This is a genomic window from Gordonia sp. NPDC003950, assembly GCF_053605205.1.
In genome coordinates this window covers 12,682-27,171 of sequence record NZ_JBSGIT010000008.1, presented here as the reverse complement: position 1 = coordinate 27,171, position 14,490 = coordinate 12,682, and the positions used below count along the sequence as shown (strand labels likewise).

Below are 14,490 nucleotides of genomic sequence, written 5' to 3'. Positions count from 1 at the left end.
CCGGCCACCACGACGACCCCCATCCCCGATCACCCACCGAGCACGGGGACGGGTTTCTCAGCCGGTGCGCTCAATCGTGTAATCCACCAGGGAGCTCAACGCCCGATGCGCCGGCCCGGTCGGCAGTTGCGCGAGTTCGGCGTTGGCCTCGTCGGCGTAGGCGCGCAGCCTGTCCTTGGCCGCGACCATCCCGCCCGACGCGTTGAGCAGATCGAGTGCCTCGGCCACCTCTGCGTCGTCGGTCAGCGGCCGGGCCGCCCCGTCGACGAGGAGCAGTTCCCGCAACCGATCCGAGGCCGCGTCGTCGCCTTGCAGGGCATAGAGCACCGGCAGGGTGTGCACCCCCTCACGCAGGTCGGTACCCGGTGTCTTTCCGGAATCGGTTGTGACAGAACTGATGTCGATGATGTCGTCGGAGACCTGGAACGCCGTCCCGATGATGTCACCGATGTGGGAGAGACGTTCGATGTCCTCCGACGTCGCATCCGCGGCCATCGCACCGAATCGTGCGGCCGCCGCGATCAGCGACCCGGTCTTCTCCCACACCACCTTCAGGTAGTGATCGATCGGGTCCACGCCCTCACCCGCGCCGACGGTCTCGCGCATCTGACCGGTGACCAACTCGGCGAAGGTCTCGGCGATGATCCGCACCGCGTCCGGGCCCAGCGTCGACACCAGCCGCGACGCCCGCGCGAACAGGAAATCGCCGGAGAGGATCGCGATGCTGTTGGTCCAGCGGGCGTTGGCGCTCTGCGCGCCGCGCCGCATGGGCGCCTCGTCCATCACGTCGTCGTGATAGAGCGTGGCGAGATGGATCATCTCGACGACGGTGGCCGAGGTGATCACCTCGTCGGCATCCGGACGCGCCCCGAACTGCGCGGCGAGGATCGCGAACATCGGCCGGAAGCGTTTGCCGCCGGCCCGCGCGAGGTGCGTCGCCGCCTCGGTCATCACATCATCGCCGGAGGCCAACTCGGACAGCAGCAGGTCCTCGACCCGCGCCAGCGACGACCGCACGGTCTCGGCGAACTCGTCGGACCCCAGGTCTACGCCGGTGAATGTCGACTTCACGTGCTGCGCCACTCCATCTCGAGAAGGTGCCGGGACGGCCCGCATCCACCGCGCAGGCCGCACTGTCTGCCGCCAGCCTATCCGTAGGCACCGACGACGCCCGACACACGTCACCGAGGCGCGCGCCGACATACTGGTCGGGTGAGCACCGCGCAGCCGCCGACCGACCGCCCCGACACCGCCGACGTGCTCGTCGTCGGCGCCGGACCGGCAGGCGCGGCCGCGGCCGCGCACGCCGCGGCGGCCGGTTTCGACGTGGTGCTCGCCGACGCGGCGGTGTTCCCGCGCGACAAGACCTGCGGCGATGGTCTGACGCCACGCGCGGTCGCCGAGATGGCCACCCTCGGTCTCGACGGGCTGCTCGCCAACCGCCCCCGCCTGAACGGCCTGGAACTGCACGGTTGGGGTCGGGCCGTGTACGTGCCGTGGCCGTCCGGGCGCTTCCCCGGCTACGGCAGCGCGGTGGCACGACTCGAACTCGACGACGCGATCCGCGAGCTCGCCGTGGCCCGTGGCGCGCGGATGGTCTCCGGCGCCAAGGCCGTCGCCGTGGAGATGGACGGCGATCGCCTCGGTGCGGTCGCCTTCGCCACCGCCGACGGCCCGCACACCATCCGGGCGCGGGAGGTGATCGTCGCCGACGGCGTGCGTTCCGGCCTCGGCAAGCTGCTCGGCCGGCAGTGGCATCGCGACACCGCCTACGGCGTCGCCGCCCGCGCGTACGTCCCATCGAGGCGCGCCGCAGCCACGCTGATGGGTTCGCATCTGGAGTTGCGCGGACCCGACGACGCCCTGCTTCCCGGCTACGGCTGGGTGTTCCCGCTCGGCACGGCCGACTCCGGACCGATGTCCGCGGTCTCCCGCCCCGAGGGTCACGGCCTGCTCAACATCGGCGTCGGAGCGTTGGCAACGTCAAAACGCCCGGCGCACATGGCACTTCGACCGGTCCTCGAGCATTACGCCCGGATGGTCGGCGACGAATGGCAGATCGCCGGCGACCCCGTCCGAATCGCCTCGGCGCTGTTGCCGATGGGTGGTGCGGTCAGTGGGGTGGCGGGCCGCAACTGGATGCTCATCGGTGACGCCGCGGCGTGTGTGAATCCACTCAACGGCGAGGGCATCGATTACGGCCTGGAGACCGCGCGGTTGGCCGTCGCCCGACTCGGCGCGGGTGATCACACCGACGCCTGGCGCGCGACCCTCGTCGAGCATTACGGGCTCGCGTTCTCCGCCGCCCGACGCCTCGCCGGCCTGCTCACGATGCCGCAGACCGTGCCCATTCTCGGGCGGCCCGGCATCCGCTCACAGCGACTGATGTCGCTGGTCGTGCGGGTGATGGGCAATCTGATCACGCCCGAGGACACCGATCTCGTCGCCCGCGCCTGGCGGTCGGCGGGACGCGTGTCCACGAAGCTCGACGACGTGCCGCCGTTCGCCTGACCGCCTCCGCATCGCTCGGCCCCGCGTCACTCGGCCCCGCACCACTCGGCCCCGCTCATTCGACTGCACCCGGCCTACGGACATGTAGCGCCCGTCGGCCCAAGCGTAAAGACACATATTTGATAATGTGTTTCAAACACGTCAGCCGAGGCCATCGAGGGAGTATCGTGCCGACCGCATCATCCGTCGCATCCGCGATCGCGGGTCGCATCAGCGACTGCCGCGCCGAGCGTTACCGTCTGCGCAACGACCTGGCGGCCACCGATCCCGTCGGCGAACCCGAGGCCTACGCCCGCGCACTGGGCACCCTGGAGTATCCGTGGGGCATCACCATGGCGCTGAGCTTCGCCCTCTTCCGCACTTACGCTGTCCCCTCCATCGGCGATCTGCTGTGCGACACAGGAGAATTCACCGACCGCACCCAGAAGCGCTATGACGATACGGTGCTACTGCTCGACACCCCCGTCGAGTTCGGATTCGCAGACCCCAAGGGCCGCGCCGCGATTCGCCGCATCAACCAGATGCACAGCATGTACGACATCTCCAACGACGACATGATCTACGTCCTGGCCACCTTCGTCGTCTGCCCGGTCCGCTGGGTCGCCGACTACGAATGGCGACCGTTGCGCCGCAACGAAATCGACGGCCTGACCGAGTACTACCGCAAGCTCGGAAACCACATGGCCATCAAGGACATCCCGGCCACCTACGAAAGTTTCGAGAAGTTCCTCGACGACTACGAACTCGCGCACTTCGCCTACTCCGCCGACTCCCGCAGGGTCGCCGACGCCACCCTCGATCTCCTCGCAACCTTCATGCCGTTCCGCCTGCTCCCGGCATGGTTGGTGCGCCGCCTGTCCTTTGCATTGATGGACGACCGTTTGCTCGATGCCTTCCGCTACCCCAAGCCGACCGCCGTCGAACGCGTCCTCGCCCGCTACGGCCTTAAGGCCCGAGGCCTGGCCATCCGGTTCGCTGCCACGCCCCGCACCACCCCGCACTACGGCCGCGACATGCAGCAGATCCGTTGCTACCCCAAGGGATACGATGTCGACCAGCTCGGCACCTTCTCCCCCGGTTGCCCCGTCCGTCACGCCGGCTGAGCAGTATCCGCAAGAACGTGGGCCCTGTTGGACGTCGTGGGTGGTAGCGCACCCACGTTCTCCAACAAGCCCCACCCTTCGCATGGCCACCACACGACGAACGCCGCCCATCCACAAGTGGTGCGGTTACCCCGCCCGATCTGCGAACTTCTGCTTAGAATGCGTGGACGCCGTGGATCTGGCCGCCACCGGAGCCGCCAGAAGGGGGAGATCATGACGGACTTCTTCGTATTGCCAGGCACGCGAGTGCCCCTCGAGGGCTCCGACATGCCCAGCTATCAACCCGACGACGACGGTCAGATCGGGCTCGGCTCGTCGGCCGGTGACGGCCTCGGCGGTGGCGTCGTTCAAGTCGTCGACGCCGAGTGGGGACGTCGCGCCGCTGTGGCCAGGGGGTTGGCGGGGGAGTTGGCTGGGGTGTTACGAGACCTCGCTCGAGTAAACGCCGGAAATCACTACGGCGCAGTCAAGGAGGGCGAGAACATGTTTGACGGAGTGAGCGAGTTCATCGGCGCGCTAGCGTCCGACATCGACAAGCATGTAGCCGCGCTTAACGACTTGGCAGCGCAATGCGCCACAGCGAACACGGACCTCCACTTCGCCGACAGCCAGGGCGGCGAGGGATTGATGCAGGCTTAAGCCCTTGCCGACCGTCCGACGAACCATCGCCTGCGCTGCGGTATTTTTTGCGATGACGGCAACGGGCTGCGCGACCTCTTCACCACCGGTCACTCAACCCGAACATCTGAAAAGTACGCGGCCGTCCCCGACCGCAACTACTCGCCAGACCGACGACGCCGGACGCCCACTTCCATTCGAGACTGAGTTCACCGAACGCTGGAGCAACCTCAACGACGGCTCAGCGTACGAGCCCTGCACCGCTCTCGACTCCGAAGAGGTCGCCTCACTGGGCCTCGATCCCGACTCCGTCAGCGATGCCGCCTTGGCGAACTACCAGACCGCTCGGGGTTGCGGCTGGCAGTTCACAGAAGCGAACACGTCAACCCTTTCTCAAGGCGTGGGCAACGACCTGCCATTACGTCGCTACAAGGAAAAGTACGCCGTCAATATCAACTGGCTCTATGACACCACCATCAGTGGACGCACCGTGACGGTGGGCCAGCAAAAGGGCCTACATTCGTGCATGACAGCCGTCCAGTCTGGGTCTGCAATTGTAACAACAATCGTCATCATCAGCGTCAACCCACCCCCCACCCCCGAAATCTGCGCCAAGGCAATCGCTTTCACGCGCGCGACCATCGACAAGATGCCTTCCTGACTCAGACACCCAGCATCCACCCCCCGCCAAACCTGGTTCCTGCACGAGCATCTGGGTGCTGTAGCACCCAGATGCTCCGACGCCACCCAACTTTGGGATACCCCTACACCCGAATCCCCGAGTGAATGGCCGCGATCCCACCGGTCATGTTCTGCCAGCGCACGTCGGTGAAGCCGGCGTCGCGAATCAGATCGCCCAGACCGAACTGGTCGGGCCAGGCCCGAATCGATTCTGCGAGATACACATACGCGGCCGGGTTGCTTGACACCTTGGTCGCCACCGCGGGCAGCGCCTTCATCAGATACTCCATGTACACGGTCCGGAACGGCCGGAACGTCGGCGTCGAGAACTCGCAGATCACCAGCCGCCCACCGGGTTTCAAAATTCGACTCAGCTCACCCAGCGCGGTCGGGACGTCGTGCACGTTACGCAGCCCGAAGGAGATCGTCGCCGCGTCGAACGACTCGTCGGCGAACGGCAACTGCATCGCGTCGGCAGCCACCTTGGGAACGTCACGGTCAGCTCCCGCCTTGAGCATGCCGAGCGAGAAATCCGCGGCCACACACTTCGCGCCCGACGTCGCCAACTCGACCGTCGACACCGCGGTACCGGCCGCGAGGTCGAGCACCACGTCGTCGGGCGTCAACGCCAATGCCTTACGGGTCGCCTTGCGCCAGCGTCGATCCTGCGCAAACGACAGCACGGTGTTGGTGATGTCGTAGCGTTTCGCGACGCCGTCGAACATCGCCGCGACCTCGGCCGGATCCTTGTCCAGACTCGCACGATCGGTGGTAGCCATGGCGACCACGCTACCCGGCCAGCCGCTGCCCCTCCGACGCGATCCCACCACGCCCATCGCGCTCGGCGATCACCGCCCGATAATGCCCCACCAACTCCTCGCACAGCGCCGGCCAGGTCCGCGCCCGCACCGCCGACAACCCGGCCCGCCCCATCGCCGCCCGCTGCACCGGATCGCGCAACGCCTCGACCGCCTCGCCGACCCGGTCGGCATACGTCCGCGGATCCAGCAGAAATCCCGTCGACATCGGCGTCACCAGGTCCCGCGGCCCACCGGCATCCGGCCCGATCACCGGCAACCCGCTGGCCATCGCCTCCTGAATGGCCTGGCAGAACGTCTCATGCTCGCCGGGATGGGCAAACACATCCAGCGAAGCGTACGCCCGCGCCAACTCCTCACCGCGCAGCTCGCCGGTGAACACCGCGTTCGGGCACATCCGCGACAACCGTGCCCGCTCCGGCCCGTCGCCGACGATCACCAACCGGATCGAATCATCACCGTCGAGCCCGGCCAACCGCTCCACATGCTTCTCTGGCGCCAACCGCCCGACGAACCCGACCACCAGCCGACCATCCACATCCCACGACGCCCGCAGCTCCTCATCGCGGCGCGACGGCGAGAACTGCGCCGTATCAACCCCTCGCACCCACCGATGTAACCTCGGAATGCCATGTGCAGCAAGGTCATCCATCGTCGACGTCGACGGTGCCAGGGTGCGGTCACACGCCATGTGCACCCGCTTGGTGTAGCGCCACGCCGCCTTGCCCGCCATCTGCATGCGATACGCCTGCGCGAACCCCGCGACGTCGGTCTGAAACACCGCCACCGACGGCACCTGCAGCCACTTCGCCGCCATCGCACCCGCACCGCCGACCACGAACGGCGACGCCAGGTGCACCACATCCGGCCCCACGTCGCGCAACGTCCGGTACAACGCCGGGGTCGGTACCCCGACCGGCAACGACGTCACACCGGGGAAGTTCATCGATGGCACCGTGTGCACCGGCGTCCGACGACCCACCAAGCGTGGCGCCCGCCGCCCCTCACGTTCCGAATCCGGAGCGATGACGACCGCGCAATGGCCGGTCCGCTCCAGATGGTCGACCACCCGCAGCACCGAGTTGACCACCCCGTTGACCTGCGGGAGAAAACTCTCCGTCACAATCGCAACGCGCATGGCGCCATCGTCACCGTCGCCGATGACCCGCGAGAAGGCGCGACGTGACATGCACGCGAACTCCCCGCAAAATCTCCGACCGCGGCCGAAAGCGATCCCTAGATCGACATCCTCACGCCTGCACCGAAACCCGCTCGCCGGACGGACCGGAACCATCCGATCCCGCATTACCCGACCCGTCATCATCCGACGCAACCTCGTCCGGCCCGGCATCGCCACGCTCGGCATTGCTCTCGGCCCCACCACGTCGACGCCGCCATTGCCGGTTCACCTCGGCGATCAGCAACATCAATCCGATGACGATGAGCCACGCCACCGCCGCCACCGACGCGGCCGGGATGATTGATAACGCCGCCGTCCGCCCGGCCGGTTTCGCCAGGTCAGGATTGGTGGTGTCGTATTCGACGCTGATCCGCTGCCCGGTACCGAGTTCGGTCGGATACAGCAGGCCCAGCCGCGGACTGTAGATCTGCCCGTCCGGGGTCTGGAAATACGCCACCGCATGCAGCCGGTCCGCCGACACGATGTCGGCCATCACGGTGCCCTTGTTGCGGTCGATGGCGGAGTCATTGCGGTAGGCGGCCACCACGATCGCCCCGGCCATCACCGTCACGATCAACCCGAGCACCAGCAGCGTCTTCTGCACGCGCCGCAGGATCGTCGGATTCATGACAGACAGGATACGTCGCCACCCCACCGACCCCGCGCCGCTACCGCAGCCGCGCCACGATGCCCGCGTGCACCGCCCGCAATCGCTCCCGGTCGGTGACCACCTCGATCACCTCGATGCCCTCACCACCCGGCTCGGCCAGCACCGCCGACACCTCGCCCACCTCGACCCGACGATGCGGCAGATGAAAACCCGCGCACAACGACGCCAGGTCCGTCCGGTGCGGCGTGCCGAACACCCGCTCGTACGCCCCCGCATACGGGCCGGTGTTGAACCGCGGATCTCCCTGCTCAAGCAGGCCGAAGATGCCACCCCCGTCATCATTGGCGACGACGATCCGCAACGATGTCGGCCTCGGCTCTCCCGGTCCGACGATCAGACCGGTCGCATCGTGCAGGAACGTCAGATCACCCATCAGGGCGACGGTCCGCGCGCCCGGATGGTCGATGTCGTGCGCCAACGCCGCACCGATCGCCGTCGAGTTGGTGCCGTCGATCCCGGCGACACCCCGGTTCGACAACACCCGCACACCCGCCGGAACCCGCCCGGCCAGGGCGATGTCGCGAATCGGGTTGCTCGCACCCACCACCAACTGATCGCCCGGCGCCATCGCCGCGCTCACCGCCCGCGCCACGTGCAGTCCGGTCGGCGCACCACCCGCGTCGAGTTCGGCGTCGACCGCCCCGAGCGTCCGCTGATGGATCTGCGCACACTCCTTGAGCCACTCCTCACGCGGTTCGCCGACGGCCTCCACCCGCGTGCCCGTCGCGTACACATTGCCCGACACATCCGGCCACCGCGGGCCGGTGGTCACCGCGTACACCTGCACGTCCGGGTCGGCCAGCAGGCGCGACACCCCGCGGTGCAGCGTCGGCCGGCCGCAGATGATGGCCTGCCTGGGTGTGAGCGTGTCGAGCGCGAGGGGATGCAGCGGCGTCGACGGATGCGGTGCGGTCGGCTCGGCCACCGTCGGCACACCGGCCAGCTCCGGATACCACCCGGCACCGTGACCTGCGACGACGACGGTGTCGACGGACAGATCGATCGGCAACGGGATGTCAAGTTTGCCGACCGGCGCCTGCGTCCACGGCAACCCGCCCGGTCGGCCGGCGAACTCGCCGAGCGCGTCGTCGGGTTCCGATCCCGACCCCGGGACGAGGGGTTCACGCAACGGGATGTCGAACTGCACCGGCCCGGCATTGCCGGTCCGCGCACCCCGCGCCGCGGCCAGCACCCGCCCGACCGCCGAACGCCACTGACTGTTCGTGTCGACGTCGGCCTCGGCCAGTCCCAGACTGATCGCCGCCCGCACCTGCGTGCCGAAGATGCCGAACTGTTCGACGGTCTGATTGGCCCCCGACCCGAGCAGTTCGTAGGGCCGGTTCGCGCTGACCACCACCAGCGGCACCCGCGCATAGTTCGCCTCGAAGACCGCCGGACTCATGTTGGCCACCGCGGTACCGCTGGTCATCACGATCGGCACCGGCCGCCCCGACGACGCCGCCAATCCCACCGCCAGATATCCCGCCGACCGCTCGTCGATCCGCACATGCAACCGCAACGACCCGGCCACGTCCGCGGCATGCAAGGCGAACGCCAGCGGCGCGTTCCGCGACCCGGGGCACAGCACCGCTTCCCGGACACCGCCGCGCACCATCTCGTCGACGATCACATGCGCCTGCAGGGTCGAGGGATTCATGCGATCCAGCGTAGTAGTGCCCGCACGAGGGCCCCGGTCGCGGCGGTCAGTCATCGGTCAGCCGACGATGGTGCCGCTCGTTCTGCAGGATCTGCTCGATGTCCTCGACGGTCTCCTTCCACCCATACAGGACGTCGTCGTAGGTCAGGCGCAACGGATCGAGTCCTTTGGTGAGAGCCTTACGATCCCGTCGGCGGTCCTTGCGGTAACTCTCCAGGCTGGTGTGGTGAAGCTCGCTGTCGCATTCGATGAGCAGGTTCTCCACCCGGAGGTCGACCAATCCGACCCTGCTGATGGGCGGTTGCACGATCACCACGTAACCGAGCCGCCGCAACCGCACCCGGACGATGGTCTCGGTCCCCGACATCGACGCCGGATCGCACTCTTCGAGGAGCATCCTCATGTACTCGTCGACGCCCGGCAGCATGGCGATCAGCCACTCCACGTCCAGGCCGTGCATGTTCATCACCGAATCGCAGACCACGATCCAGTGCTCGTCGGTCATGCAGTGCGCCGCTGCGGCCAGCGCCACCATCAGCGGATCGAGGATCGTCGTCACCGGGGTCAGTGACCCGGGTGGCCGGCAGCATCCCGCCCATTGACGAGTCGCCGCCTTCCCGGTCCGAACGTGCAGTTGGTCGTAGCCGGGCGGCACCCAGATCCCGTACTTCGTCAACGCGGTCGGCCCGCTCACTGCGCCATACCGTCGCGCTGCGGCGATGGCCTCAAGGTCGGCTCCCGGGGCGGCAAACCATCCGCGCCGGATCTGCTCGAGTTCTTTGCGCCGCACCATTCGCTTGATGTCGGTATCGGTCACTCCCGCCGCGAGCAGCTCCGGTCGGGTGCTGACGCCCAATGTCACGATCTTGTCGATGTTGTTCGTGTTGTCCATGGCCATTGGACGCAGCAGGACCCCGTGTGGCTCCATCGAGTTCCAGCTTGGGGAGAAGACGATCTTCGAACCGCGTGCACTCCACCCGGACCCGCTTCACATCAATCCCATCAGACACTAGTATCTCATCTGCCACATCCGTGTCACGGAGGATCCCCGGGCGCCCGACCCTGTGCCCATTTCTAGACATTCTCGGAGTAGCCTCGCCGCAAAACCCCAGGTCAGAGCGATCTGCTACTGAGCGGGATGTCTAGAAATGGGCAGAGGGTTCGGCCTACCCTCACTTCCATGGCCCCCGGCTTCTATGATCGCCACATTTTGCCGCGTCTGATCAACCTGACCTGCGGTTCGTCGCTCATCCGACCGTTACGAACCACCACCTGCGCCCCACTGACCGGCCGCGTCGTCGAGATCGGGTTCGGTTCCGGACTCAACGTCGCCGCCTATCCCGACACGGTCACCGAGGTCGTCGCCATCGAGCCCTCCGACGACGGCTGGGCCCTGGCCGCCGAACGCGTCAGCACAGCCACCGTCCCGATCACCCGCGCCGGCCTCGACGGCCAGTCACTCCCCTTCGCCGACAACACCTTTGACTCGGCGCTGTCCACATTCACGATGTGCACCATCCCGGATCTGCCCGCCGCGCTGTCCGAATTGCGTCGCGTCCTCAAACCCGGCGCCCCGCTGTGCTTCCTGGAACACGGCGACGCCCCCGACTCCCGCGTCCAACGCTGGCAGCACCGCCTCGAACCGATCCAGCGCCGCGTCGCCGGCGGCTGCCACCTCACCCGCGACATCCCCGCCGCCCTGACCGACGCCGGCTTCACGATCACCGACATCGACCGCTTCTACCAACGCGGCACACCCCGCACATTCGGCGCCATGTCGCTCGGCACCGCCCACGCGTCCTGAGCCACCGCACCCCACGCACCTGAAGAACTCCCCGCCTACCCTGGACCCAATGCGCCACCCGACCCTCCTCCGCTGGATCGGGTTGGCACTCCTCACCGCGATGGCCACGGCCCTCCTGCAACTCCTCGACGTCGACGCCGCAGCATTGTTTGCCGGTCTGGTTGTCGCCGCGGTACTGGCCATTGCAGGTGTGGCACCCCGCGCCACCGCCGACAACCCGGACCCACCCGTCATCCCGCGGCCCTTGTTCCTGGCGTCGCAGGGTGTACTCGGCGTGTTCATCGGAACGATGGCCGACCCGGACACCCTCGCCGGACTCGGCTCGGCGTGGCTGCCGGTGCTCGTCGTCGGCCTGGGCACGCTGGCGCTGTCGGTAGTCGGCGGCATGCTGCTCGGCCTGCACAAACAGGTCGACACCCTGACCGGCGCCCTGGCCCTCGTCGCGGGCGGCACCTCCGGATTGGTCGCGCTGACAAGGGAACTCGGCGGCGACGAACGCATGGTCGCCGTCATCCAGTATGTACGCGTCGCACTGGTCACCATCACCATCCCGCTGATCGCGACCATGGTGTTCCATGCGAGCGCCGACGGTGTGGTGGTCGCGTCCCCGTCGGCCGGTGACCAGGGTTGGGGCCTTCTCCTGCTCGCCGTGTGCATCGGGATCGGCCTGCCACTCGGCCGTCTCATCCACCTACCGGCCGCCGGCCTCCTCGGCCCGATGGCCATCGCGACAATCGTCGAACTCACCGGGATCGCCGGCGACGCCGCCGTCTCCGGCATCCTCCTCGGCCTCGCCTACGCGGTGATCGGCTGGCAGGCCGGCCTCGGTTTCACCCTCGACCGTCTGCGTGCCATCGGCCGCGTGCTGCCGTTGGCCGTCGTCTTGATCCTCGGCATCGGTGTCGGTTGCGCACTTCTCGGCGTGCTGCTGTCGGTGTGGACCGGGGAGTCGATGTTCGACTGCTACCTGGCCACCACCCCCGGCGGCATCTACGCAGTGCTCGCCGCCGCCACCGCGGCCGGTGGGAACGTGGCGTTCGTCGTCGCCGCGCAGATCCTGCGGGTTCTGTTGATGCTGTTCGTCGCACCTTTCGCCGCCCGATGGGTCGCGCGGCGCGCCACCCCACTGTGATCGGGCTCGCACGGCGACTAGGCTCGCCACCATGACCAGCGGGGAAAGTGTCAGCGCAGATTTCACCGACGACGTCACCGAGGAACCCACGGTGGCCGAGGGTGCCGAGCAGTCCGATCGCGAGTTCGATGTCGTGGTGTTCGGCGCCACCGGATTCGTCGGCGAGCTGACAGCGAAGTACCTCGCCGAGCACGCACCCGCCGGCACAAGGGTCGCCCTGGCCGGGCGTTCGGAGACCAAGCTCGCCGACGTCCGACGCCGCCTCGGCGGCCACGCCGCGCACTGGCCGCTGATCGTCGCCGACTCGTCGTCACCGAGTTCGCTGGACGCGATGGTCGCGCGCACCCGCGTCATCTGCACGACGGTCGGCCCATATCTGAAGTACGGCGAATCGCTGATCGTCGCTGCGGCGTCGGCCGGTACCGATTACGTCGACCTCACCGGCGAGGTCCCCTTCGTGCACTTCGCCATCAACAAGGCCCATGAGACCGCCCAGGCCACCGGCGCCCGCATCGTCAACTGCTGCGGATTCGATTCGGTCCCTTCCGATCTCGGCGCCTTCCTGCTCTACCGCAAGGTCGGCGACGACGACGCGGGCACCCTCACCGACACCACCCTCGTCCTGAAGTCCTTCCGCGGCGGTGTGTCCGGCGGCACGATCGACTCGATGCGGGTGATCGCCGAGCAGGCCAAGGACTCCCAGACCCGACGTCTGCTCCTCAACCCGCAGGCGTTGTCGGGCACTCCCGGGAACACCCCAAAGGCGGAGATGTCCTCCGAGCCGAGCGACATCGCGATCGTCCGGGCCCGCAACGTCGACCCGTCGCTGCGCGGCACGCTCGCACCGTTCTTCATGTCCTCGCACAACACTCGCGTGGTACGACGCTCGAACGCGTTGCTGGACAACGGCTACGGCCCTGACTTCCACTACGCCGAAACGATGAACGTCGGCTCCATCCCGGGTGTCTCCACGCTGGCCGCCGGCGCTGTCGGCGTGGGGGTGGGCGCCTTCCTCGGCCTGATGAGCTTCGGTCCGACGCGCCGCCTTCTCGACAAGGTCCTCCCCGAACCCGGCGAGGGACCGAGCGAAAAGGCCAGGGACAACGGCTACTTCGTCACCGAAACCTTTACGCGCACCAGCACCGGCCGACGCTACCGTTCGACGATCCGAGCCACCGGCGACCCGGGCTACAAGGCCACAGCCGTCATGCTCGGCGAATGCGCCCTGACGCTGGCCCTCAACCGCGACAAACTACCCAAGCTCACCGGCGTCCTCACCCCTGCCGCCGCCATGGGCGACGCCCTCATCGATCGCCTCCGCGAGGCCGGTATGACGCTGGAAGCCGAAGAGCTGACCTGAGCCGCATCGTTGCCGCCCGGCGAGACCGTCGCGAGAACACGAGCACGAGTCCGCGAGCACCGGCTACGGCTGCCCCGGCTTCAACGCGATGAACAATGCGTCGAGCTCGGCACACAGCCGATCACCGTCGTGCAGCGTGCCTTTCACGAAGGCCTTGCGCCCGTCGAGTTCCTCCACCCAGGTGTGCATCCGCAGCGGGATCTCCAGTGGCGTCAGCGACCGGTAGTTCACCGTCAGATAGGCGGTGCGGGTGATGCCCTGGACCTTCAACGCCGATGCCATGCCACCGAGGTCGTCGAAGGCGACGGCGACGTGCCCGCCGTGGGCGGCTTTGTTGCCGCCGAGATGGAACGGCCGAAAGGTGACCGCGGCGACCACTCCGTCGGGCCCGCCTTCGGTGATCTCAAAGGGCGGCAGCGTGATGTTGCCGCGCGCCGGCAGGTCGATGCGGGTACCCGCCGGTGTCTGCCACTCGTCGATCTGCACCTGCTCCAGGCGCGCATTCAACCCGCGCATCTGATCGATGAAATCGGCGACCATGTCGTCGGGCGGGCACGCATACCGCGCCAGATCCATCATTCGACGGATCTCCTCGTTGAGTTCGCCGTACCGCGGCCCACCCCGCTCGGTGGTGATGTCCATGCGCGCCCGGAACCCGCCCTCGTGGGGGGAATCGTTGTCGGCGGGCTGAGCCCAATCGTTCTGTGGCGCGGAGGTCATGCCTCACACCGTATCGGCGGGCCACCCAGGCCACGTCGGCGGCGTCACTCGCGGCGGCGCACCCGACCGGCGCCGACGACGGCATGCGGCCCCGTGGTGTCCTGCGTCCGGGTGGCCTCCCGGCGATCACGCAGCCGGATCATCGCACCGATGAGAAGGGCGGCCCCCACCGACAACGCCACCCACACCAGGGCGACGAGCAGCACAATTTCCCACACCTTCACCACCCCAGGGTG

At 67.7% G+C, this 14,490-nt stretch carries 15 protein-coding genes; 7 read left to right on the top strand and 8 right to left on the bottom strand.

The features are described from left to right. Positions 1 to 57 precede the first annotated feature (57 nt). Positions 58 to 1,071 (bottom strand): polyprenyl synthetase family protein, encoded by a 1,014-nt coding sequence (locus ACWETB_RS08750; RefSeq protein WP_452210614.1) that lies wholly within the window; start codon positions 1,069 to 1,071, stop codon positions 58 to 60. 141 nt (positions 1,072 to 1,212) lie between these two features. On the opposite strand from ACWETB_RS08750, the gene ACWETB_RS08745 reads away from it, so the two are divergent. The 4 genes from ACWETB_RS08745 (at position 1,213) to ACWETB_RS08730 (ending at position 4,893) form a co-directional block, all read left to right on the top strand. Then, positions 1,213 to 2,511: an FAD-dependent monooxygenase gene (locus tag ACWETB_RS08745; protein WP_452210612.1), complete on the top strand. Its 1,299-nt coding sequence runs from the start codon at positions 1,213 to 1,215 to the stop codon at positions 2,509 to 2,511. A gap of 167 nt (positions 2,512 to 2,678) precedes the next feature. Beyond that, positions 2,679 to 3,614, top strand: a complete 936-nt coding sequence (locus tag ACWETB_RS08740) for an oxygenase MpaB family protein (protein WP_452210610.1) — start codon at positions 2,679 to 2,681, stop codon at positions 3,612 to 3,614. Between the two features lie 213 nt (positions 3,615 to 3,827). Continuing rightward, on the top strand, positions 3,828 to 4,253 hold the full coding sequence (locus ACWETB_RS08735) for a hypothetical protein (RefSeq protein WP_452210608.1): 426 nt from the start codon (positions 3,828 to 3,830) through the stop codon (positions 4,251 to 4,253). A 4-nt stretch (positions 4,254 to 4,257) separates the two neighbouring features. Then, positions 4,258 to 4,893, top strand: a complete 636-nt coding sequence (locus tag ACWETB_RS08730) for a DUF3558 family protein (RefSeq protein ID WP_452210606.1) — start codon at positions 4,258 to 4,260, stop codon at positions 4,891 to 4,893. A 103-nt stretch (positions 4,894 to 4,996) separates the two neighbouring features. Here the strand turns inward: ACWETB_RS08730 and ACWETB_RS08725 are convergent, their stop codons facing one another. The 5 genes from ACWETB_RS08725 to ACWETB_RS08705 form a co-directional block, all read right to left on the bottom strand. Then, complete coding sequence (locus tag ACWETB_RS08725; protein ID WP_452210604.1) at positions 4,997 to 5,692, bottom strand: demethylmenaquinone methyltransferase; 696 nt, start codon at positions 5,690 to 5,692, stop codon at positions 4,997 to 4,999. A 10-nt stretch (positions 5,693 to 5,702) separates the two neighbouring features. Beyond that, positions 5,703 to 6,869 (bottom strand): glycosyltransferase family 4 protein, encoded by a 1,167-nt coding sequence (locus ACWETB_RS08720; RefSeq protein WP_452210819.1) that lies wholly within the window; start codon positions 6,867 to 6,869, stop codon positions 5,703 to 5,705. Positions 6,870 to 6,981: 112 nt separating this feature from the next. Beyond that, positions 6,982 to 7,539, bottom strand: coding sequence for a hypothetical protein (locus ACWETB_RS08715; RefSeq protein WP_452210602.1), 558 nt, complete (start codon positions 7,537 to 7,539; stop codon positions 6,982 to 6,984). A 40-nt stretch (positions 7,540 to 7,579) separates the two neighbouring features. Continuing rightward, the gene (gene menD, locus ACWETB_RS08710) at positions 7,580 to 9,238 is read right to left on the bottom strand and encodes a 2-succinyl-5-enolpyruvyl-6-hydroxy-3-cyclohexene-1-carboxylic-acid synthase (protein WP_452210600.1); all 1,659 of its coding nucleotides are present in this window, start codon (positions 9,236 to 9,238) and stop codon (positions 7,580 to 7,582) included. A 46-nt stretch (positions 9,239 to 9,284) separates the two neighbouring features. Then, positions 9,285 to 10,166, bottom strand: a complete 882-nt coding sequence (locus ACWETB_RS08705) for a hypothetical protein (protein ID WP_449741457.1) — start codon at positions 10,164 to 10,166, stop codon at positions 9,285 to 9,287. A 252-nt stretch (positions 10,167 to 10,418) separates the two neighbouring features. Between ACWETB_RS08705 and ACWETB_RS08700 the strand changes: the two genes are divergently transcribed. Genes ACWETB_RS08700 through ACWETB_RS08690 form a run of 3 tightly spaced genes read left to right on the top strand, consistent with a single transcriptional unit; the run spans position 10,419 to position 13,534 of the window. Continuing rightward, positions 10,419 to 11,042 (top strand): class I SAM-dependent methyltransferase, encoded by a 624-nt coding sequence (locus tag ACWETB_RS08700; protein WP_452210598.1) that lies wholly within the window; start codon positions 10,419 to 10,421, stop codon positions 11,040 to 11,042. A 49-nt stretch (positions 11,043 to 11,091) separates the two neighbouring features. Beyond that, positions 11,092 to 12,174, top strand: a complete 1,083-nt coding sequence (locus ACWETB_RS08695; protein ID WP_452210596.1) for an AbrB family transcriptional regulator — start codon at positions 11,092 to 11,094, stop codon at positions 12,172 to 12,174. Positions 12,175 to 12,205: 31 nt separating this feature from the next. Continuing rightward, positions 12,206 to 13,534: a saccharopine dehydrogenase family protein gene (locus ACWETB_RS08690; protein WP_452210594.1), complete on the top strand. Its 1,329-nt coding sequence runs from the start codon at positions 12,206 to 12,208 to the stop codon at positions 13,532 to 13,534. A 63-nt stretch (positions 13,535 to 13,597) separates the two neighbouring features. On the opposite strand, the gene ACWETB_RS08685 is transcribed toward ACWETB_RS08690, so the two are convergent. Further along, the gene (locus ACWETB_RS08685) at positions 13,598 to 14,254 is read right to left on the bottom strand and encodes a PaaI family thioesterase (RefSeq protein ID WP_452210592.1); all 657 of its coding nucleotides are present in this window, start codon (positions 14,252 to 14,254) and stop codon (positions 13,598 to 13,600) included. A gap of 44 nt (positions 14,255 to 14,298) precedes the next feature. Further along, positions 14,299 to 14,478: a hypothetical protein gene (locus ACWETB_RS08680; protein ID WP_452210590.1), complete on the bottom strand. Its 180-nt coding sequence runs from the start codon at positions 14,476 to 14,478 to the stop codon at positions 14,299 to 14,301. Positions 14,479 to 14,490 lie beyond the last annotated feature (12 nt).

Bases quoted from the DNA above. Each gene is read 5' to 3' on its own strand.
- ACWETB_RS08735 (WP_452210608.1), top strand. From the start codon at position 3,828: ATGACGGACTTCTTCGTATTGCCAGGCACGCGAGTGCCCCTCGAGGGC.
- ACWETB_RS08725 (WP_452210604.1), bottom strand. From the start codon at position 5,692: ATGGCTACCACCGATCGTGCGAGTCTGGACAAGGATCCGGCCGAGGTC.
- ACWETB_RS08720 (WP_452210819.1), bottom strand. From the start codon at position 6,869: ATGCGCGTTGCGATTGTGACGGAGAGTTTTCTCCCGCAGGTCAACGGG.
- ACWETB_RS08715 (WP_452210602.1), bottom strand. From the start codon at position 7,539: ATGAATCCGACGATCCTGCGGCGCGTGCAGAAGACGCTGCTGGTGCTC.
- menD (WP_452210600.1), bottom strand. From the start codon at position 9,238: ATGAATCCCTCGACCCTGCAGGCGCATGTGATCGTCGACGAGATGGTG.
- ACWETB_RS08705 (WP_449741457.1), bottom strand. From the start codon at position 10,166: ATGGAGCCACACGGGGTCCTGCTGCGTCCAATGGCCATGGACAACACG.
- ACWETB_RS08700 (WP_452210598.1), top strand. From the start codon at position 10,419: ATGGCCCCCGGCTTCTATGATCGCCACATTTTGCCGCGTCTGATCAAC.
- ACWETB_RS08695 (WP_452210596.1), top strand. From the start codon at position 11,092: ATGCGCCACCCGACCCTCCTCCGCTGGATCGGGTTGGCACTCCTCACC.
- ACWETB_RS08690 (WP_452210594.1), top strand. From the start codon at position 12,206: ATGACCAGCGGGGAAAGTGTCAGCGCAGATTTCACCGACGACGTCACC.
- ACWETB_RS08685 (WP_452210592.1), bottom strand. From the start codon at position 14,254: ATGACCTCCGCGCCACAGAACGATTGGGCTCAGCCCGCCGACAACGAT.